The organism is Sinomonas atrocyanea (assembly GCF_001577305.1).
Lineage (GTDB): Bacteria > Actinomycetota > Actinomycetes > Actinomycetales > Micrococcaceae > Sinomonas > Sinomonas atrocyanea.
This window is the reverse complement of the sequence record NZ_CP014518.1, coordinates 2,751,567-2,771,400: the sequence shown is the minus strand read 5'-3', so window position 1 is coordinate 2,771,400 and position 19,834 is coordinate 2,751,567. Positions and strand designations below refer to the sequence as shown.

Here is a 19,834-nt window from a genome sequence, read left to right as displayed (position 1 = left end):
CGTGGGCGCCGTCAGGAGCCCACACTCAAGGGTCCAGTCTAGTAAAGACCGGAGCGAATCGGGCGATTGTGAGTCCGCCGTCACACCCGGGTCGCACCGACCTCGGGTCCGTGGGGCGCTGATAGGCTGGAACCACTATGGACGGCACCTCTAGATGCCGGCCTGGCCGCGGGGGCCCGACCGGCGCCCGCCGCCACAGGGCCGGCATGCACCGTGTACTTGCCCACCTGGTCCCCGCGCGAGCGGCCATGTCATGGCGCGAGGAGCTCGAGCACTGACGTGGAATGGCTCCTGCTGGCCGCCGGCCTGCTCCTCATCCTCGGCACGGGATTCTTCGTGGCCGTCGAATTCTCCCTGGTGGCGCTCGACCGTGCCACCGTCCAGCGCAGTGCCGACGCCGGCGAGCCCGGCGCAGAGGCCCTCCTGCGCTGCCTCACGACCCTCTCCACCCAGCTCTCCAGCTGCCAGCTCGGCATCACGCTGACCACGCTCCTGACGGGCTATGTGATGGAGCCGTCGGTGGGCAGGCTCCTCGAGGAGCCGCTGCGCGCGCTCGGGGTGCCGGGGGCCACCGCGGTCTCCCTCACCGTCGCGATGGTCTTCGCGACCCTGCTGTCGATGCTGATCGGCGAACTCGTGCCCAAGAACCTCGCGATCGCCCGGGCGCTCGTGGTGGGGCGCGCCGTCGCCCGCCCCCAGCTCGTCTTCACCGCGGCCTTCAAGCCGGCGGTGGTCCTCTTCAACGGCTTCGCCAACCGGGTGCTCGGGCTCATGGGCATCGAGGCCAAGGAGGAGATCTCGGGTGCACGTTCGCCTGCCGAGCTCTCCTCCCTGGTGCGGCGCTCTGCCGAGCTCGGCACACTCGATGCGGGCACGGCACGGTTCGTCTCCCGGACGCTGCGCTTCTCCGAGCGGACGGCGGCGGACGTCATGACCCCCCGCATTCGCGTCACGACCATCGACGCCGACGAGCCGGTGGACGCCATCGTGGAGGCCGCCCGGGCGACGGGGCACTCCCGGTTCCCGGTGATCGGCGACTCGCCCGATGACGTGCGCGGCGTCGTCCACGTGAAGAAGGCCGTCGCGGTGCCGGCCCGGAAGCGGCGCGGGGTCCCGGCGGCCGCCATCATGACAGACATCCTCCAGGTGCCCGAGACGATCCACCTCGATGCCCTCATCTCGCAGCTGCGGGACGGGAACCTCCAGCTCGCCGCCGTGCTCGACGAGTACGGCGGCACCGCGGGGATCGTCACGCTCGAGGACCTCGTGGAGGAGATCGTGGGCGAGGTCGCCGACGAGCACGACCGCCGTGCCCCAGGGGTCCTGCAGAGCTCCGCGGGCGACTGGTACTTCCCCGGCCTCATGCGGCCGGACGAGGTCTCGGAACAGGTGCCCGGCCTCCGGGTCGTGGACAGCCCCGCCTATGAGACGGTCGGAGGCTACGTCATGAGCGCCCTGGGCCGCGTCGCGCAGACCGGCGACTCCCTCGAGGTCGGCGGCGGGACGCTCACGGTGGTGCGCATGGACGGCCGGAGGGTCGACCGCCTCCGGTTCACCCCGCCGCCGCCCGAGCCCGGCGGCGCCGAGGCCGCCGGCCCCCGGAACGCCTCTGGCCGCGGATCGGGGAGGGCCGCCTGATGGGGGACTGGGCCGGGATCCTCTGGCTGGCGGCCCTGCTGCTCGGCAATGCCTTCTTCGTCGCGAGCGAGTTCGCGATCATGAGCGCGCGGCGCAGCCAGATCGAGCCGCTCGCCGAGGCGGGGTCCGGGCGGGCGAGGACCACGCTCCACGCGATGGAGAACGTCTCGCTCATGCTCGCCGCCGCCCAGCTGGGCATCACCGTGTGCTCGCTGCTGATCCTCCAAGTCGCCGAACCCGCCATCCACCACCTCATCGGCGATCCGCTGCACTCGCTCGGCCTGCCGGTCGAGCTCGCGGACACCGTGGGATTCGCGGTGGCGCTCGCCGCGGTGACCTTCCTGCACGTCACGATCGGCGAGATGGTGCCGAAGAACATCTCCGTCTCCACGGCGGACCGCGCGGCGGTGCTCCTCGCCCCGGTCCTGCTGAGCATGGCCCGGCTCGTGCGGCCGGTGATCTTCTTCCTCAACGGCAGCGCCAACGCTGTCCTCCACCTGCTGCGGGTCGAGCCGAAGGACGAGGTGACCTCGAGCTTCACCCTCGAGGAGGTCGCCTCGATCGTCGAGGAGTCGACCCGCAGCGGGCTGCTCGACGACGAGTCGGGCCTGCTCTCTGGGGCGCTCGAGTTCTCCGACCAGACCGCGGAGTCGATCATGGTGCCCGTCGGCGACCTCGTCTCGCTCCCGACCAGCGCCACGCCGGCAGACTTCGAGAAGGCCGTCTCCCACACGGGCTTCTCCCGCTTCCCCATGGTCGACGACGACGGCGAGCTCGTAGGCTATCTCCACCTCAAGGACGTCCTCGCTATCGGTCCGGAGGGGCGGGGGAAGCCGATCGGGGAGAGCCGCGTGCGCTCGCTGGCGAACCTCGGGCTCGACGACGAGATCGAGGACGCCCTCTCGGGGATGCAGAAGTCCGGCTTCCATCTGGCCCGGGTGATCGGCCCCGAGGGGGCGACCCGCGGGGTGCTGTTCCTCGAGGACGTCATCGAGAAGCTGGTGGGCGAGATCCGCGATGTGACGCAGAGCCAGGCCTTCCGCCGCCAGAAGGGCCTCGAGCGGGGCCGGTGAGGCGAGGGCCCGCGCGGCCAGAGGTGGATGGTTCGCAAGAGCCAGATGTGAATTGTTCGCAAGAGGCGGTACAGTGATCCTATTGCGACCGATTCTCACCTTTTGTCCGCCGACCCGCAGAACTGAGGCATCCTTGCGCTCGACCCTCTCCGCCCCCGCCTGGGCGCGCACCGCCGCCCGGGGCGCCGTCGCCGTGGCGGCTGTGGCCGCCCTGGCCGCCTGCTCGCCGGGCGGCCAGGGCTCACCGGCGTCGCCGGGACAGGGCGGGACCGTGCGCGTCGTCGCCTCGACCAACGTCTACGGTGACCTCGCCCGGGCCGTGGGCGGGGACCGGGTCACGGTCACCTCGATCGTCTCCGCCACGAGCCAGGACCCGCACTCCTACGAGGCGACGACGCACGACCGGCTCGCGGTGTCCAAGGCCAGCCTCGTGATCGAGAACGGCGGCGGCTACGACCCGTACATGGATCCGCTCGTGCGGGAGGCCGACCTCGGGCCGGACAGCGTGATCACGGCGGTGGAGACCGCCGGACTCGCGGCCGGCGCGTCCGCCGGCCGCCCGGCGTTCAACGAGCATGTCTGGTACGACGTCAGCGCCATGAAGAAGGTCACCGACGCCATCGCCGCGCGGCTCGGCGCCCTGGACCCCGCCGGCAGGGACGCGTACGCGGGCCGGGCCCGGGACGTCGATGGCCGCCTGTCCGGCCTCGAGTCCACCCTTGCGGCGCTCAAGTCCTCGGCGGCAGGGAAGTCGGCCGTCATGACCGAGGCGGTGCCGCTCTACCTCCTCCAGGCAGCCGGGCTCCGGGACGCCACCCCCACGGCCTACTCGTCCGCCGTCGAGGAGGAGCAGGATGTGCCGCCCGCGGCGCTCAGGGCGACCCTTGACCTCGTCTCCTCGCGATCGGTCGCCCTCCTGGCCTACAACCCGCAGACCGAGAGCCCGCAGACCCAGCAGCTGCGGGCGGCCGCCGAGGCGGCGAAGGTGCCCGTGGTCGACTTCACCGAGACGGTCCCCGAGGGCGAGGACTACCTCGGCTGGATGAGCCAGAACGTGGCCGCGCTGAAGAAGGCCCTCGCATGAGGCCCGGAGGCCGCGCCGCGCAGGCCGCTGAGCCCGCTGTGCGGCTCCGCTCCGCGGCACTGGCGTTCGGCGCCCGGACCCTCTGGTCCGGCCTCGACCTCGACATCCGCCCGGGCGAGTTCTTCGCCGTGCTCGGACCCAACGGAAGCGGCAAGACCTCCTTCCTCAAGGCGCTGCTCGGCGTCGTCCCCCTCAGCGAGGGGACGGCGGAGGTGGCGGGCCGCGCTCCCGGCCGCGCGGGGGAGGAGATCGGCTACATCCCGCAGCAGAAGTCCTTCGCCCCCGACACGCCCCTGCGCGCCCGGGACCTCGTCGCGCTCGGCGTCGACGGGCACCGGTGGGGCGTGCGCCTGCACCGGCGGGCGGTCGACGCCCGCGTCGAGGACCTCCTGGCGAGAGTGGGCGCCTCCGACTACGCCAAGGTGCCCGTGGGCCAGCTCTCGGGCGGGGAGCAGCAGCGCCTCCGTGTCGCCCAGGCCATCGCCGGCCACCCGAAGGTCCTGCTGTGCGACGAGCCCCTGCTCTCGCTCGACCTGGGCCACCAGCAGGCCGTCAGCGGGCTCATCGACCGCCAGCGGCGCGAGGAGGGGAGCGCGGTCGTCTTCGTCACCCACGAGATCAACCCGATCCTCGACTACGTCGACAGGGTCCTCTACCTGGCCGACGGCCGCTTCCGGGTCGGCACGCCCGAGGAGGTCATGACCACGTCCGTGCTCTCCGAGCTGTACGGCTCGCCCGTCGAGGTCTCCCAGGTCCACGGCCGGATCGTCGTCGTCGGCCTCCCGGACGCCACGACGCACGCCCACCGCGGCGCGCACCACCACGAGGAGGACACGCCGTGAACTTCGACGACTTCTGGGGCACCGTCTTCTCGTTCCAGGACTACGGGGAGATCCTCGCGCTCGTGCAGAACTCCGTGTGGGCGGGGGCCGTCCTCGGCCTCCTCGGCGGCGTCGTGGGCACCTTCGTCATGAAGCGGGACCTCGCCTTCGCGGTCCACGGGATCTCGGAGCTCTCCTTCGCCGGGGCCGCCTTCGCCCTCCTCGTTGGCGGCGACATCGTCACCGGCTCGCTCGTCGGCTCGGTCGCCGCGGCCCTCCTGATCGGCCTCATGGGCGGGCGGGCGCGCGAGAAGAACTCGGTGATCGGCGTCCTCATGCCGTTCGGGCTGGGGCTCGGCATCCTGTTTCTCGCGCTCTACCAGGGCCGGGCGGCGAACAAGTTCGGCCTGCTCACCGGGCAGATCGTCGCGGTCAACACGGTCCAGCTCCAGGTCCTCGCCGTCACCGCCGCGGCGGTCATCGCCGTCCTGCTGGCCGTGTGGCGGCCGCTGACGTTCGCGAGCGTCGACCCGGAGATGGCCCACGCCCGGGGCGTCCCGGTCCGCGCGCTCTCGATCCTGTTCATGGTGGTGCTCGGGGTGAGCGTGGCCCTGTCGCTGCAGGTGGTGGGGGCCCTGCTGGTCCTCGCGCTGCTCATCACGCCGGCCGCCGCCGCCCTGAAGGTGACCTCCGCCCCGCGCCTCGTGCTCCTGCTCAGCGTGCTCTTCGCGACGGCCGCCACGGTGGGCGGGATCATGCTCGCGCTCGGGGGGCGGCTGCCGATCAGCCCCTACATCACGACGCTCTCGTTCCTCATTTACGCGGTGTGCGCGGCCCTCGGCTGGATCCGGCGCCGCCGCGGCGCGAACGGGCGTGTGCTCGGGTCCGGCCCGGCGGGCGGCGGGCGGCGCATGACGTCGGCCGCCGCCTGAGGCGGGACCCTCGCCGGGGGAGCGCTCAGGCTGCCGGGGACCCGCCGTCCGGGTCCGCGGCGCGTGCGCCGCGGGCCGTGCACTCCGGGCAGAGGCCGAAGATCTCGACGGTGTGCTCGACGGCCGTGTAGCCGTGGTCGCGGGCCACCCGGCTGGCCCAGGTCTCCACCGCGGGCGCCTCGATGTCCACCGCCTTGCCGCACCGGCGGCACACGAGATGATGGTGGTGGCCGGTGGCCTCGCAGCGGCGGTACACGGCCTCGCCGTCGTCGCTGCGCAGCACGTCCACGAGCCCGTCCTCCGCCATGGACTGCAGGATGCGGTACGTCGTCGCGAGCGAGACGGACGCCCCCTCGCCCTGGAGGAGACGGTGCAGCTCCTGGGTGCTCACGAAGTCCTCGAGGCTGTCCAGGGCTGCCGAGACAGCGACCCGCTGCTTCGTCACGCGCTGCTCGCGCGGCTTCTCGGCCAACGACTCCTCCTGCACTGCCTATCGGGTCTTCTAGCCTAGCAAGAGGCGGTCCTAGACTGGCGCCATGCGCCTGACCAAGTTCACGCACGCCTGCGTCCGCCTCGAGAAGCCTGCCGACACCGGAACGGGCCACCGCGTCCTGACGATCGACCCGGGCAACTTCTCGGAAGTCGAGCAGGCCCTGGACGGCGCCGAGGCGTTCCTCGTCACGCACGAGCACGCCGACCACATCGACCTCCCGCGCGCCGCCGCCGTCCTCGAGGCCAGCCCGCGGCTCGAGGCCTGGGCACCCCCCTCAGTGGCCGTCGCGCTCAAGGAGGCCGCGCCGTCGGCCGCCGATCGCATCCACACCGCCGAGACGGACAGCGAGTTCGACGCCGCAGGATTCCGGGTCCGCACGTTCGGGAGCCAGCACGCGCTGATCCACCCGAGCGTCGCGATGGTCGCGAACATCGGCTACCTCGTCGACGGCGAGGTGTTCCACCCCGGCGACTCGTTCACCGTTCCGCCCGGGGCCGAGGTGCCGACCCTGCTCGTGCCGATCCACGCGCCCTGGAGCAAGGTCGGCGAGGTCCTCGACTTCATCATCGCGGTCGGGGCCCGGCGCGCCTACCCGATCCACAATGCCCTCCTCAACGACTGGGGCACGGGGATCGTCGAGAAGCACGCCCAGCGCATCGGGGACCTCTACGGCACCCGCTACGAGCACCTCGAACCCGGCCAGACGGTGGACCTCTGAGGCCTCACCCGTCCCAGCGCCCCGTCGCGAAGAACCGCTCGAGCACCTGCGCGTGCGGCGCGGGGTCCAGCCCCTGCTCGGCGAGCCAGCCCTCGTCGCCGTAGGATCCGCGGTAGCGCGAGCCGGCGTCGCACATGAGGGTGACGATGCTGCCCCGCTCCCCGGCGGCCGCCATCTGCGACACCAGCTGCCAGACGCCCCACAGGCTGGTGCCCGTCGACGGGCCCGCGTCGAAGCCGAAGCGCGCGGTGAGGTCGCGCATCGCGGCGACCGAGGCGGCGTCGGGCACGCGGAACATGCGGTCCACGATCCTGGGATTGAAGCTCGGCTCGAGCCGCGGCCGGCCGATGCCCTCGATCCGCGACGCGCCGCCCTTGGCGGGGGCGCCCGAGACCCAGCTCGGGTAGAACGCCGAGTTCTCGGGGTCGACGACGGCGAGCTGGGTCGCGAGCCGCCGGTACCGCACGAAGCGCCCGATCGTGGTGCTCGTGCCCCCGGTCCCGGCGCCGACCACGATCCAGCGGGGCACCGGGTGCGGCTCGAGCCTGAGCTGGTCGAAGATCGTCTCGGCGATGTTGTTGTTCCCGCGCCAGTCCGTGGCGCGCTCGGCGAACGTGAACTGGTCCAGGTAGTGCCCCCCGCAGGACTCGGCGTGGCGTGCCGCCTCGCCGTACACCTGCGAGGCCGAGTCGACGAAGTGGCACGAGCCGCCGTACTGCTCGATCAGGGCGATCTTCTCCCGGCTCGTCCCGCGGGTCATCACGGCGGTGAAGGGGACCCCGATGAGCCGTGCGAAGTAGGCCTCGGAGACGGCCGTGCTGCCGCTGGAGGCCTCGACGACGCGGGTTCCCTCGCTGATCCAGCCGTTGACCAGGGCGAAGAGGAAGAGGGACCGGGCGAGCCGGTGCTTGAGGCTGCCGGTCCGGTGCGTTGACTCGTCCTTCAGGTACACGTCGACGCCCCACTCCTCGGGGAGGGGAACGCGGTGCAGATGGGTGTCGGCGCTGCGGCGGGCGTCCGACTCGAGGCGGCGGATGGCCTCGTCCGCCCAGGCCCGGGCCCCGACGCCGGGCCGCGGGGCGGCGCCAGTGGTGCGTGCGTCCATCCGGACAGCGTACGCGGCGCTAGGGTGTGGCCATGAACGGTGAACAGGTCCTCATCACGGCGGCGGAGCTCGCCGAGCGCCTCGCCCGCGGCGAGCGCCCCGTACTGCTCGACGTCCGCTGGTCCCTCGGCGGCCCGAATGGACGCCAGGAGTACGCGGCCGGACACCTTCCCGGCGCCGTGTTCGCCGACCTCGAGAACGAGCTCGCGGTGCCGGTCGCCCCCGGCAGCGCCGAAGAGGCCGCGGGCGGGCGGCACCCGCTCCCGTCCCGGGCCGCGTTCGAGGAGGCCGCGCGCTCCTGGGGCATCGACGACGGCGACGCCGTGGTCGTCTACGACGCGACCTCCGGGCAGGCCGCGGCCCGGGCCTGGTGGATGCTCCGCGACGCGGGCCTGGAGTCGGTCCGCGTCCTCGACGGAGGACTGGGCGCCTGGACCGCGGCGGGGCTGCCCCTCGAGCAGGGCGCCGGTGTTCCCGAGCGCGGGAACGTCACCCTGGGGGAGGGCCGGCTGCCCCGCATCGGCGCGGACGAGGCAGCCGCGTTCGCGCAGCCGCGGCCCGGCGCCCCGGCCGGAGGCGTGCTGCTGGACGCCCGGGCCGCCGAGCGGTACCGCGGCGAGGTGGAGCCCGTGGACCCGCGCGCCGGCCACATCCCCGGCGCCCTCAGCGCACCCACCGCCGATAACCTGGCCGCGGACGGGACCTTCCTCCCCCCGGCCGCACTGCGGGAGCGCTTCGCCGCGCTCGGCGCGGACGGCCGCCGCCCGGTCGCCGTCTACTGCGGGTCCGGCGTCACGGCGGCCCACGACATCCTCGCCCTTGCCGTCGCCGGCATCGACGCCGCACTGTACCCGGGCTCGTTCTCGCAGTGGTCCCGCGACCCCTCCCGCCCCGTCGCCGTGGGCGCCGAGCCCTCCGCGGCCGGCGCGGGCCGGGCCGGCGGCCCCGAGAACAGCCCGGGCGCGTGAGCGGCCGGCATGCGATAGCGTCGGTGGCATGACCCCCGGACGCCCCGTCATGCCCAGCGCGGACACCATCCGCGAGAACCTGCTCGAGGAGCGCCCGGGCCGCGGCACCCCGTCAGGGGACGGCTCCGAGGTGCGCGCGTACGGTGCCACCTCGGCCTCGAGCGGCCTCGTGCCCCTGACCCTCACGCGGCGGGAGCCGCAGGCGGACGACGTCGAGATCGACATCGAGTTCTGCGGCCTGTGCCATTCCGACGTGCACGCGACGCGCGGCGAGTGGGGGGAGAGGCCCTGGCCGCTGGTCCCGGGCCACGAGATCGTGGGACGAGTGCGCCGCACCGGGTCCGCCGTGCGCGGGTTCGCCGTCGGGGACCACGTGGGCGTCGGGTGCATGGTCGACTCGTGCCGGGAGTGCGCGCGCTGCCGGGCAGGGCTCGAGCAGTACTGCGAACGCGGCATGGTCGCCACCTACGGCGCCCCGGACCCCCGCCACGGCGGGGAGGTCACGCAGGGCGGCTACTCGGAGAGGATCGTGGTCGATGCGGCGTACGTGCTGCGGATCCCGGCGGCCCTCGACCCGGCCGCGGCCGCCCCGATCCTGTGCGCGGGCATCACGACCTACTCGCCGCTGCGCCGCTTCGGCGTGGGCCCCGGGCGCCGGGTGGGCGTCGTGGGGCTCGGCGGACTCGGGCACATGGCCGTCAAGCTCGCCGCCGCGATGGGGGCAGAGGTCACCGTCTTCACGCGCACGGACGCGAAGGTGGCCGATGCCGCCCAGCTCGGCGCCCACCGGGTCGTGGTGACCACCGACACGGCCCAGCTCGAGGCAGCGGCGGGCACGCTCGACGTCGTGCTCGACACCGTCGCCGCGCCGCACGATCCGAACGACTACCTCTCGGTGCTGCGCTTCGACGGTGCCCTCGTGGCCCTCAGCCTGCCCTCCGGCGACATGCCGCCGGTGCGTGCCGGGGCCCTCATCCGTCGGCGCCTGACCTACACCGGCTCGCTCATCGGCGGCATCGCCGAGACGCAGGAGGTCTTGGACTTCTGCGCCGAGCACGGGGTGGCCCCGCAGATCGAGGTGGTCACGGCGGAATCGCTGAACGAGGCCTACGACCGCATGGTCGCCTCCGACGTCAAATACCGGTTCGTCCTCGATGCCGCGAGCCTGCGCGGCGCGGGGGCCCCATCGAGGAGAGAGCAATGAGCACGCTGTTCACCCGCATCATCGAGGGCGAGCTGCCCGGCCGCTTCGTGTGGAAGGACGCCGACGTCGTCGCCTTCCTGAGCATCGGTCCCCTCGCCGAGGGCCACACGCTGGTGGTGCCCCGCGAGGAGGTGGACCGGTGGACCGACGCCTCGCCGGAGCTCATGACGAAGCTCACGCTCGTGGCCCAGACGATCGGGCAGGCGCAGATGGAGGCCTTCGGCGCGCCCCGCGCGGGGATGATCATCGCCGGCTTCGAGATCGACCACCTGCACCTGCACGTCTGGCCCTCCCGCAGCGAGGCCGAGTATGACTTCAAGCGCGCGCAGCAGAACCCGGACCCGGCCGTCCTGGACTCCGCCGCGGAGCGGATCCGCGAGGCGCTGCGCGCCGCCGGGCACGGCGAGCACGTCCCGGCCGCCTGACCCTAGGCGGGGGCGAGGGCCGCGTTGAGCGCCTGCCGCACCCGCTTCTCGGAGACCTTCCCGGCGGTGCCTAGCTCGACGGCGAACAGGCTCACCCGCAGTTCCTCGATCATCCACCGCACCGCGGCGAGCTTGGCCTCGTTGCGGCCGGTCGGCGCGAGGGCCGCCACGGCGTCGTCGTAGTCGTCCTCGAGCGCCTGGACGGCGGCCATGGCGACCGCGTCGCGCTGGACGTTGGTGGGGAGCTTCTCGAGCCGGCGCTCGACCGCCCGGAGGTAGCGGGGGAGGTGCTCGAGCTGGGCGTAGCCGGTCCTCGCGACGAAGCCCGAGTAGACGAGCTGCTCGAGCTGCGCCTTGACGTCGTTGAGCGCGCTCACGAGCGCGAGGCTCGTGGAACCCCTGAGCGCCTTGCCGATCCTCAGCGAGGACGCGAGCACCTGCTCGACGATCGCCGTCACCTTGAAGACCGTGTCGATGAGTTCGGCGCGGACGTGATCGTAGAGTGCGTCGAAGGCCGCGCGGTCCCACGGCAGCTCCGCGGGGACGAGCCTGTCGATCGCGGCCACCGAGCAGTCGGCGATGAGGTCCGCGACCGAGCCGTGCGGGTTCTGGCTGAAGGTGAGCTTCTCGCGGTTGTTGAGGTGCTCGAGCACGTACCGGTCGGGCGGCGGGACGCGCAGCGCCAGCAGGCGGATGACTCCGCCGCGGTGGGCGCGCAGCTGGTCCTCCTCGGTCTGGAACACCCGCAGGCCGGCCGTGCCGCGCGGCGCCGCCTTGGTCCGGCCCTCGTCGACGAGGGCGGGATAGCCGGTCACGGTGTGGCCGCCGACGACGGTGCTCGCCGTCCGCGGGACCGTCCCCACGCTCCACTCCGTCAGCCCGGTGCGCTCGGCCAGCCCGGACCCTCCGGCCGGACCCGGCGCTCCGGCGGGGGCGGCGGCCGTACCGCGGGGTGACGTCGCGCCGCCCCGGGGTGACGTCGCGCCCCCACGGGGTGACGTCGCGCCCCCACGGGGTGACGTCGGCGAGGTGGTGGCGGGGGTGGCGCCGAGGGACTCGGCGATCGCGCGCCGCGTGGCCGGGGCGAGCTGCTCCTTGAGGGCCACGAGGTCCTTGCCGGCGCCAAGCACGGTGCCCTTCGGGTCCACGACGCTGAAGGACATGAGCAGGTGGGCCGGGACGGCGCCCCAGTTCCATGAGCCGGGCGGGATGATCTGCCCCTTGAGCCGGCGCAGCACGAGCTCGAGGGAGTCCTCGAGGGCATCGGCTGCCGGGTCGAAGTCGGCCTCGAGGGCCGCGACGGCCTGTCGCGCCACGTCGGGGGCGGGCACGAAGGCCTTGCGCACCTGCTTCGGCAGCGACTTGATGAGGGCGGTGACGAGCTCGGTGCGCAGCCCGGGGATCTGCCAGCGGAACGGCTCGGGCTCGAGCTGGTTGAGGAACAGCACCGGCACCTCGGCGGTCACGCCGTCGGCCGGGTCCGGGGTGCCCCCCGGCGCGACGGGGTGGAACTCGTAGGCGAGCGGCAGGTCGAAGCCGCCCTGGCGCCAGACCGTCGGGTAGGCGGCGTCGGCCGCCGCGGCCGAGCCCTCGGCGTCCTCGCCCAGGAGCAGGGCGCGGTCGAAGTCGAGCAGGTGCGGCTCCTCTTGCCGGGCCTTCTTCCACCACGCGTCGAAGTGCCGCTCGGAGACCACGGACGCCGGGACCCGCGCGTCGTAGAACTCGAACAATGCCTCATCGTCCGCCCGCAGCCCGGGGCGCCGCATGCGCGTCTCGAGCTCCTCGACCTCCTCCAGGAGGGCCTGGTTGCGCTTGAAGAAGTGGTGCCGCGTGTGCCAGTCGCCCTCGACGAGGGCATGCCGGATGAACAGCTCGCGCGCGAGCGCCGGGTCGATGCGGGCGTAGTTGACGCGGCGCTGGGCGACGAGCGTGACGCCGTAGAGGGTCACCTTCTCGTAGGCCATGACCGAGCCCGAGCGCTTGGACCAGTGGGGCTCCGAGTACGTGCGCTTGACGAGGTGCGGCGCGACGAGCTCGGCCCACGCCGGATCCATCTTCGCCGCCGTCCGGGCCCACAGGCGGCTCGTCTCGACGAGCTCCGCGGCCATGACGTAGGTCGGGTTCTTCTTGAACAGGGCCGATCCGGGGAAGACCGCGAACCGGGTGCCGCGGGCGCCGAGGTACTCGCGCTTGCGCTCGTCGAGGAGCCCGATGTGGCTCAGGAGGCCCGCGAGGAGGGACTGGTGGACGGCGTCGTGCTTCGCAACTGCTTCCAGCGGGGTGCCCGTGTCCCGCCCCTGGCCGAGCGAGATCCCCAGCGGCCGGGCGAGCTGGCGCAGCTGCTGGAACAGCTCCTGCCACTCGCGCACCCGCAGGTAGTTGATGAACTCGGCCTTGCACAGGCGCCGGAACGCGGAGGAGGATAGGTCGCGCTGCTGCTCCTGGAGGTAGTTCCAGAGGTTCAGGTAGCCCGTGAAGTCCGAGGTCTCGTCCCTGAACCGCGCGTGCTTCTCGTCCGCGGCCTGCCGCTTGCCGGTCTCCTGGGATGGGCGCTCGCGGGGGTCCTGGATTGTCAGGGCCGCGGCGAGGACCATGACCTCGCGCGCGCAGTCCCGCCGCGCGGCCTCGACGATCATGCGGCCGAGCCTCGGGTCGACCGGCAGCTGGGCGAGCTGATGGCCGACGGCGGTCAGCGCGCCCCGCTCACCCGCGGCACCGGTGCGCTTCCCCCGGCGGCCGCGACCGCCGTCGTGCGCCCCGCCGAGCTCCGCGGCGGACTCCGCGCCAGGCCGCTGCCCGCGGCCCGCCTGCTCCTTGCCTGCCTGCTCCGTGCCCGGCTGCTCCTTGCCCGGCTCGACGAGGGCGCCGAGCTCGCGCAGGAGGGTCACGCCGTCGCTGATCGCGCGGGACTCGGGCGGCTCGACGAACGGGAACGCCGCGACGTCCTTGGGACCGCGGGCGATCCCCATCGCGGTCATCTGCAGGATCACCGCGGCGAGGTTGGTCCGCAGGATCTCCGGATCGGTGAACTCGGGCCGGGAGAGGAAGTCCTCCTCGGAGTACAGGCGGATGCAGATGCCGTCGGAGACGCGCCCGCACCGGCCGGCGCGCTGGTTCGCCGAGGCCTGCGAGACGCGCTCGATCGGCAGACGCTGGACCTTGGTGCGGTGCGAGTAGCGCGAGATGCGCGCCGTGCCGGTGTCGATGACGTACTTGATGCCGGGGACGGTCAGAGAGGTCTCCGCCACGTTCGTGGCCAGCACGATCCGCCGCTTCCCGCCGGGGGTGAAGACGCGGTGCTGCTCGGCGAGCGAGAGCCGGGCGAAGAGCGGCAGGATCTCTGCCCCGGCCATGCGGGGGTTCTTCTGGATGGAGGCGGCGAGGGCCTCGGCCGCGTCGCGGATCTCCCGCTCGCCCGAGAAGAAGATGAGGATGTCCCCGGGCGCCTCGCGGGAGAGCTCGTCGACCGCGTCGCACACGGCGTCGACCGGGTCCCGGTCCTCCTCGAGGGCGTCGTCGCTGCGGGCCACCGAGTCGTCCTCGTCCTCGGAGCCGGCCGGTTCGGCGACGAGGGGCCGGTAGCGGATCTCGACCGGATAGGTCCGGCCCGAGACCTCGACGATCGGCGCGGGCTCGGGCTCGGCGCCGGGCACCTCGCGCGCGAAGTGCCGGGCGAAGCGCTCCGGGTCGATGGTCGCCGAGGTGATGATGACCTTCAAATCCGGCCGCTGGGGGAGCACGCGCTTGAGGTAGCCGAGGATGAAGTCGATGTTGAGGCTGCGCTCGTGGGCCTCGTCGATGATGATCGTCGAGTAGCGCCGCAGGAGCCTGTCCCGCTGGATCTCCGCGAGCAGGATGCCGTCGGTCATGAGCTTGACCTTGGTCTGCGGCCCGACCTCGCCGGTGAAGCGCACCTGGAAGCCGACCTCGGCGCCGAGCTCGACGTCCAGCTCCTCGGCGATGCGCTCGGCGACGGTGCGCGCGGCGAGCCGCCGCGGCTGGGTGTGGCCGATCAGGCCCTTCTTGCCGAGGCCGAGCTCGAGGCACATCTTGGGGATCTGGGTCGTCTTCCCCGAGCCGGTCTCGCCGGCGATGATCGTGACCTGGTTCGCGGCGATGGCCTCCATGAGCTCGTCGCGGCGCTCGGAGACCGGGAGGGCGGCGGGATACGTGATCGTCAGGGCCATGGCTGATCCAGTCTAGTGGGCTGTACCAAGACGACTGCTGCCCTGGCCCGCAGGGGCGGCCGGGGTCCGGGCCGCTCCTGCGGGCCAGGGCAGCCTGAGCCGGCCAGGGGCGTCCGTATGCCGAGGTGAATGGCCGCCGTCAACGAGAAGCACCCCCGGTCCATCGGACCGGGGGTGCGGTGGTGCCCTCGATAGGATTCGAACCTACGGCCTTCTGCTCCGGAGGCAGACGCTCTATCCACTGAGCTACGAGGGCAACTCGTGTTTCCCTCGCGGGAACTCACCGAGCTTATCAGGTGCTGACCGGCGCCGCGCAAACCGGGGCCGCGGGGGCTACTCCCTGTAGTTCTCCACGACGTCGGCGGGGCGCACGCTGGCCTCGTCGGGGTCCTCCCCGAACTCGCGCTTGGCGCGGCGCTGGCGCAGGAGGTCCCAGCACTGGTCGAGCTGCGCCTCCAGCTCGCCGAGGCGGCCCGTGCCCTTCTCTGCACTGCCTGCCCCCGGGGTGCCGCGGAGGGAGTGCTCCTCATCGATGAGCTCGCGGATGCGGTCCTGGATGTCCTTGTCCATGACCAGCACGATAGCGTCAGGGGGTGGCAGAAGAACATGGGGGGACCCGGGGGCGCAGGCCCTGGCGCGGCCGCATCCTCGTCCTCGTCGGCCTGCTGGCGGTGGCCTTCACCCTCCGCACCGCCGTGACCAGCGTGCCGGCGCTCACCGACCGCATCGCAGGGGAGATGTTCCTGCCGTCGTGGCTCGTGGGCATCCTCGGCATGCTCCCCACGGCGCTCTTCGGCGTCGCCGGGCTGCTCACGCCGCTGCTCATGCGGGCCTGGAGCGTCGAGGCCATCGCGGTGGCGGCGATGGCGGCCGCAGCGGCCGGACAGGCCGTCCGGTCCGCGGCCCCCGGGACGGGCGTGTTCCTCGCGGGCTCCGCGCTCGCGCTCGCGGGCATGGGCGCGGGCAACGTGGTCCTGCCGCCCATGGTGCGCAAGTACTTCCCCGACCGGGTCGGGCTCCTGACGGCCCTGTACGTGACGGTCATCAACGTCGGCACCACCGTTCCGCCGCTGCTCGCCGTGCCCGTGGCCGACGCGGCCGGGTGGCGGGCCTCCCTGGGCTGGTGGGCCGCCGTCAACGTCCTCGCGGTCCTGCCGTGGCTGACCGTCTGGCCCGCCCGCCGCGGCCGCGCCTCAGACCGTGGTGCCGGCCGTGCTGCCGGCGCTGCTGCGGCGAGCCCTGCCTACGCCGCGGCCGACGGCGCCCGGCCGCCGCGCGCCGTCGTCCGACCGTGGCACTCGCCCGCCGCCTGGGCGCTCGCGCTGCTGTTCGGCTGCACCTCGCTGAACACCTACACGATGTTCGCGTGGCTGCCCTCGATCGTGGGCGGCGCCGGGCTCGATGCCGCCGCCGCCGGGTTCCAGCTCTCGCTGTTCGCCGGGCTGGGGCTGCCGCTCAGCCTCGCGGTCCCGGTCCTCGCGGCGAGGCTCCGCAATCCGTTCCCGGTGGTCGCGTTCGGCGTGGCGACGTTCGCCGCCGGCTACCTGGGCCTGGCCCTCGCCCCGGACACGGCCACGTGGCTGTGGTCCACGCTGGCCGGGCTGGGGCCGGCGACCTTCCCCCTCGCGCTCGTCCTCGTCAACCTGCGGACCCGGTCGCACCAGGCAGCGGGCGCCGTGTCGGGCTTCGCCCAGGGGGTCGGCTACGTCGTGGCCTGCGCGGGACCGCTCGCCGCCGGCCTCCTCCACGACGCCACGGGGGCCTGGACTGCCTCGTTCGTGTTCCTGGGGCTCACGCTGGCAGTCCTCGGCGTCTCGGGGTGGGTCATCAGCCGCCCGCACTTCATCGACGACCACCCCGGGGTGGTCGTCCGGCGCGGCGCCGCGGCCCCTCCGCCGCCCGCGGACGGGCGGGACCATGACGGGCGCAGTTTCAGCGCGGACAGGCGGCGCCGGTAGGCTAGGGGGGTGACTCCCGAAGAACTTTCCTCCGCCATTTCTGCCTGCCTCGCCGACGCCGTGCGCGCCGGCGAGCTCTCTGTGGACGTGCCGGAGGAGATCCGCGTGGAGCGACCCAAGAACCGCGACCACGGGGACTGGGCCACGAACATCGCCCTCCAGCTCGGCAAGCGGGCCGGCATGGCGCCGCGGCAGCTCGCCGAGCTCATCGCCGGGCGCCTCGCCACGGTGGAGGGCGTCGCCTCGGTCGAGATCGCCGGGCCCGGCTTCCTCAACGTCACCCTCGATGCCGCCGCCGCGGGCGCGCTCGCCAAGTCGATCGTCGAGGCCGGCGCCGCCTACGGCACCAACGAGGCCCTCGCCGGCCACGTGATCAACATGGAGTTCGTCTCCGCCAACCCCACGGGTCCCCTGCACATCGGGCACACCCGCTGGGCGGCCCTCGGCGACTCGATCGCGCGGGTGCTGCGGGCCTCGGGCGCGGACGTCACCCGCGAGTACTACATCAACGACGCCGGCAACCAGATGAACGTCTTCGCCGGCTCTGTGCTCTCCCGGCTGCACGGGCGCGACGTGCCCGAGGGCGGCTACCCGGGCCAGTACATCGTGGACCTCGGCCACGAGGTGCTCTCCGCCCACCCGGACGTGCGCGAGCTGACCGACGAGGCCGCGCTGCCGATCGTGCGCGAGGCCGCCTACGCCGCCCAGATGAAGGACATCAGGGCCACCCTCGCCGAGTTCGACGTCGAGTTCGACGTCTACTTCTCCGAGAGGGAGGGGCTGCACGAGTCCGGCGCGATCGAGACCGCGGTCAAGCGCCTGCGCGAGCAGGGCCACGTGTTCGACGCCGACGGCGCCGTGTGGCTGCGCACCACCGACTTCGGCGACGACAAGGACCGCGTCCTCATCCGTGCCAACGGCGAGCCCACGTACTTCGCCGCCGATGCCGCCTACTACCTGTCCAAGAAGGACCGCGGCTTCGCCGAGAAGGTCTACCTCCTCGGCGCCGACCACCACGGCTACGTCAACCGCCTCAAGGCCATCGCCGCGTGCGCCGGCGACGACCCCGAGGCGGCCATCGAGGTGCTCATCGGCCAGCTCGTCTCCGTCAACGGGGCCAAGCTGTCCAAGCGCGCGGGCAACATCATCGAGCTCAAGGACCTCATCGAGTGGCTCGGCAAGGACGCCGTGCGCTACTCCCTCGCCCGCTACCCCGCGGACTCGCCGCTCACGCTCGACCCCGAGCTGCTGAAGAAGAACTCGAACGAGAACCCCGTGTTCTACGTCCAGTACGCGCATGCCCGCTCCCGCGGGGCGGCGCGCAACGCCGAGGCCGCCGGCGTGGCCCGCACGGTGGACGGGACGGACGTGTTCGACGCGGCCCTGCTGACGCACCCGAGCGAGAACGACCTCCTGGCGCGCCTCGCGGCGTACCCGTCGATCGTGGCCAAGGCCGCCGAGTTCCGCGAGCCGCACCGCGTGGCCCGCCACCTCGAGTCGGTCGCGAGCGCCTACCACTCGTGGTACGACAACTGCCGCATCGCGCCCCAGGGCGACGAGGAGGTCACGGACCTCAACCGCACGCGCCTGTGGCTCAACGACGCCACGAGCCAGGTCCTCGCCAACGGGCTGGGTCTCCTGGGCGTCTCCGCGCCGGAGAGGATGTAGGCCCGTGGCCGAGATGACGGCTGCCGGCGCCGCCTCGCCGCTCGCCCCCGCCTGGCTCGAGGTCCCCGGCGACCTCAACCGGCTCGTCCCCTCGCTCTGGGCGCACGACGCCGGCCGCGGCCCGGACGGGCAGCTCACCGTCGCCGGCCTGCCGGTGGGGGAGATAAAGTCCGCCTACGGCTCCCCGGTGTTCGTCCTGAGCGAGGACGACTTCCGGGCCAGGGCGCGCGCGTTCAAGACCGCGTTCGACGCAGCCTTCGCCGACCTCTGCGGGGGAGTGGACGTCTACTACGCGGGCAAGTCCTTCCTGTGCACCGCCGTGGCCGCGTGGGTCCGTGAGGAGGGCCTGCGGCTCGACACCGCCTCGGGCGGCGAGCTCGCCGTGGCCGCCCGCGCCGGCGTGCCGGGGGAGCTGATCGGCCTGCACGGGAACAACAAGTCGGACGCCGAGATCGCCCGCGCCCTCGAACTGGGCGTGGGCCGCATCATCGTCGACAGCCTCGACGAGCTCGAGCGCGTGGCGGCGATCGCGGCGGCGCGCGGCACCGATGCCCCCGGCGCGGAGGCGCCCCGGGCCAAGGTCATGCTCAGGCTCACGCCGGGCGTCCACGCGCACACGCACGAGTTCATCGCCACCGCCCACGAGGACCAGAAGTTCGGCCTCTCCATGGCCCCGGGCACGGCCAGCGCGTCCTTCGCCGGCGCGGGACCGGACGCGGCCGCGAGCATGGCCGAGGAGGCCGTCGCGGCGGCGGCCGGGCACGACAGCATCGAGCTCCTCGGCGTCCACTGCCACATCGGCTCCCAGATCTTCGAGCCCGAGGGCTTCGAGGCCGCGGCCGTGCGGCTGCTCGAATTCGTCGCCGCGATGCGCTCCGCGTACGGTGTCGCGCTGCCCGAGCTCGACCTCGGGGCGGCTACGGCATCGCCTACGTTCCGGGGGACGCGCCGCGGCCCGCGGGCGAGATCGCGGAGGCGCTGGCCGGCGTCGTGCGCGCCACCTGCGACCGTCTCGGCATCGCCGCCCCGCGGATCTCGATCGAGCCGGGCCGCGCGATCGTGGGGTCCACGACCTTCACCCTCTACGAGGTGGGCACCATCAAGGACGTCGTCGTGGACGTGCCGGGCGCAGCGGCGCAGGATGACGGCGGGACCGCCGTGCGCCGCTACATCTCGGTCGACGGCGGCATGAGCGACAACGCGCGCCCCGTCCTGTACGACGCCGACTACTCCGTGGTCCTGGCCAACCGGACGTCCAGCGCACCGGCGCAGCTGGCCCGCGTGGTGGGCAAGCACTGCGAGAGCGGCGACATCGTGGTCCGCGACGCCTACCTGCCCGCGGACGTGCGGGCCGGCGACCTCCTGGCGGTCCCCGGGACGGGGGCCTACTGCTGGGCGCTGTCGAGCAACTACAACTACCTCGCGCGCCCCGGCGTGCTGGCCGTCCGCGACGGCGCGGCCCGCTGGATCGTGCGCGGCGAGACCGAAGAGGACCTGCTCTCCCGCGACATGGGAGCATGACCGCCCCGGGCGGGAAAGCGAGGCGAGACACCGTGGGAG

The 19,834-nt window shown here is 73.1% G+C and carries 15 protein-coding genes, 1 tRNA gene and 1 pseudogene; 12 read left to right on the top strand and 5 right to left on the bottom strand.

The annotated features are described in order from the left end of the window. Window positions 1-279 precede the first annotated feature (279 nt). The 5 genes from SA2016_RS12765 (at window position 280) to SA2016_RS12745 (ending at window position 5,548) form a co-directional block, all read left to right on the top strand. Window positions 280-1,638 (top strand): hemolysin family protein, encoded by a 1,359-nt coding sequence (locus SA2016_RS12765; RefSeq protein ID WP_066498628.1) that lies wholly within the window; start codon window positions 280-282, stop codon window positions 1,636-1,638. Next, complete coding sequence (locus SA2016_RS12760) at window positions 1,638-2,711, top strand: hemolysin family protein (protein ID WP_066498626.1); 1,074 nt, start codon at window positions 1,638-1,640, stop codon at window positions 2,709-2,711. The genes SA2016_RS12765 and SA2016_RS12760 overlap by 1 nt, the downstream gene beginning before the upstream one ends. A gap of 133 nt (window positions 2,712-2,844) precedes the next feature. Next, window positions 2,845-3,795 (top strand): metal ABC transporter solute-binding protein, Zn/Mn family, encoded by a 951-nt coding sequence (locus tag SA2016_RS12755; protein WP_084249499.1) that lies wholly within the window; start codon window positions 2,845-2,847, stop codon window positions 3,793-3,795. Next, window positions 3,792-4,637 (top strand): metal ABC transporter ATP-binding protein, encoded by an 846-nt coding sequence (locus SA2016_RS12750; RefSeq protein ID WP_174835431.1) that lies wholly within the window; start codon window positions 3,792-3,794, stop codon window positions 4,635-4,637. Before SA2016_RS12755 ends, SA2016_RS12750 begins: the two co-directional genes overlap by 4 nt. Beyond that, window positions 4,634-5,548, top strand: a complete 915-nt coding sequence (locus tag SA2016_RS12745) for a metal ABC transporter permease (protein WP_066498624.1) — start codon at window positions 4,634-4,636, stop codon at window positions 5,546-5,548. Before SA2016_RS12750 ends, SA2016_RS12745 begins: the two co-directional genes overlap by 4 nt. Window positions 5,549-5,573: 25 nt before the next feature. Here the strand turns inward: SA2016_RS12745 and SA2016_RS12740 are convergent, their stop codons facing one another. Further along, the gene (locus SA2016_RS12740; protein WP_174835433.1) at window positions 5,574-6,020 is read right to left on the bottom strand and encodes a Fur family transcriptional regulator; all 447 of its coding nucleotides are present in this window, start codon (window positions 6,018-6,020) and stop codon (window positions 5,574-5,576) included. 64 nt (window positions 6,021-6,084) lie between these two features. Between SA2016_RS12740 and SA2016_RS12735 the strand changes: the two genes are divergently transcribed. Next, the gene (locus SA2016_RS12735; RefSeq protein ID WP_066498617.1) at window positions 6,085-6,759 is read left to right on the top strand and encodes an MBL fold metallo-hydrolase; all 675 of its coding nucleotides are present in this window, start codon (window positions 6,085-6,087) and stop codon (window positions 6,757-6,759) included. A gap of 4 nt (window positions 6,760-6,763) precedes the next feature. On the opposite strand, the gene SA2016_RS12730 is transcribed toward SA2016_RS12735, so the two are convergent. After that, window positions 6,764-7,864 carry a PLP-dependent cysteine synthase family protein gene (locus SA2016_RS12730; protein WP_066498616.1) on the bottom strand — a complete coding sequence of 367 codons (1,101 nt, stop codon included), beginning with the start codon at window positions 7,862-7,864 and terminating at the stop codon, window positions 6,764-6,766. 32 nt (window positions 7,865-7,896) lie between these two features. On the opposite strand from SA2016_RS12730, the gene SA2016_RS12725 reads away from it, so the two are divergent. The 3 genes from SA2016_RS12725 to SA2016_RS12715 are packed head-to-tail and all read left to right on the top strand — an operon-like array spanning window position 7,897 to window position 10,461. Then, window positions 7,897-8,832, top strand: coding sequence for a sulfurtransferase (locus SA2016_RS12725; protein ID WP_066498615.1), 936 nt, complete (start codon window positions 7,897-7,899; stop codon window positions 8,830-8,832). A 28-nt stretch (window positions 8,833-8,860) separates the two neighbouring features. Further along, window positions 8,861-10,036 (top strand): NAD(P)-dependent alcohol dehydrogenase, encoded by a 1,176-nt coding sequence (locus SA2016_RS12720; protein WP_066498614.1) that lies wholly within the window; start codon window positions 8,861-8,863, stop codon window positions 10,034-10,036. After that, on the top strand, window positions 10,033-10,461 hold the full coding sequence (locus SA2016_RS12715) for an HIT family protein (protein WP_066498612.1): 429 nt from the start codon (window positions 10,033-10,035) through the stop codon (window positions 10,459-10,461). Before SA2016_RS12720 ends, SA2016_RS12715 begins: the two co-directional genes overlap by 4 nt. Window positions 10,462-10,463: 2 nt before the next feature. Here SA2016_RS12715 and hrpA read toward each other — a convergent pair whose 3' ends face one another. The 3 genes from hrpA to SA2016_RS12700 all read right to left on the bottom strand — a co-directional run bounded on the left by hrpA (window position 10,464) and on the right by SA2016_RS12700 (window position 15,218). Beyond that, entirely contained in the window at window positions 10,464-14,648 is a 4,185-nt protein-coding gene (hrpA, locus tag SA2016_RS12710) for an ATP-dependent RNA helicase HrpA (protein WP_066498609.1), read from the bottom strand. Between the two features lie 180 nt (window positions 14,649-14,828). Next, window positions 14,829-14,904, bottom strand: a tRNA-Arg gene (locus SA2016_RS12705). A 77-nt stretch (window positions 14,905-14,981) separates the two neighbouring features. Further along, complete coding sequence (locus tag SA2016_RS12700) at window positions 14,982-15,218, bottom strand: DUF2630 family protein (RefSeq protein WP_066502497.1); 237 nt, start codon at window positions 15,216-15,218, stop codon at window positions 14,982-14,984. A gap of 23 nt (window positions 15,219-15,241) precedes the next feature. Between SA2016_RS12700 and SA2016_RS12695 the strand changes: the two genes are divergently transcribed. The 3 genes and pseudogenes from SA2016_RS12695 (at window position 15,242) to lysA (ending at window position 19,795) form a co-directional block, all read left to right on the top strand. Beyond that, on the top strand, window positions 15,242-16,606 hold the full coding sequence (locus tag SA2016_RS12695; protein ID WP_066498606.1) for an MFS transporter: 1,365 nt from the start codon (window positions 15,242-15,244) through the stop codon (window positions 16,604-16,606). Window positions 16,607-16,615: 9 nt separating this feature from the next. Next, entirely contained in the window at window positions 16,616-18,274 is a 1,659-nt protein-coding gene (gene argS / locus SA2016_RS12690) for an arginine--tRNA ligase (RefSeq protein ID WP_066498603.1), read from the top strand. A 13-nt stretch (window positions 18,275-18,287) separates the two neighbouring features. Then, a pseudogene (lysA, locus tag SA2016_RS12685) lies at window positions 18,288-19,795 on the top strand (diaminopimelate decarboxylase). Window positions 19,796-19,834: the final 39 nt, after the last annotated feature.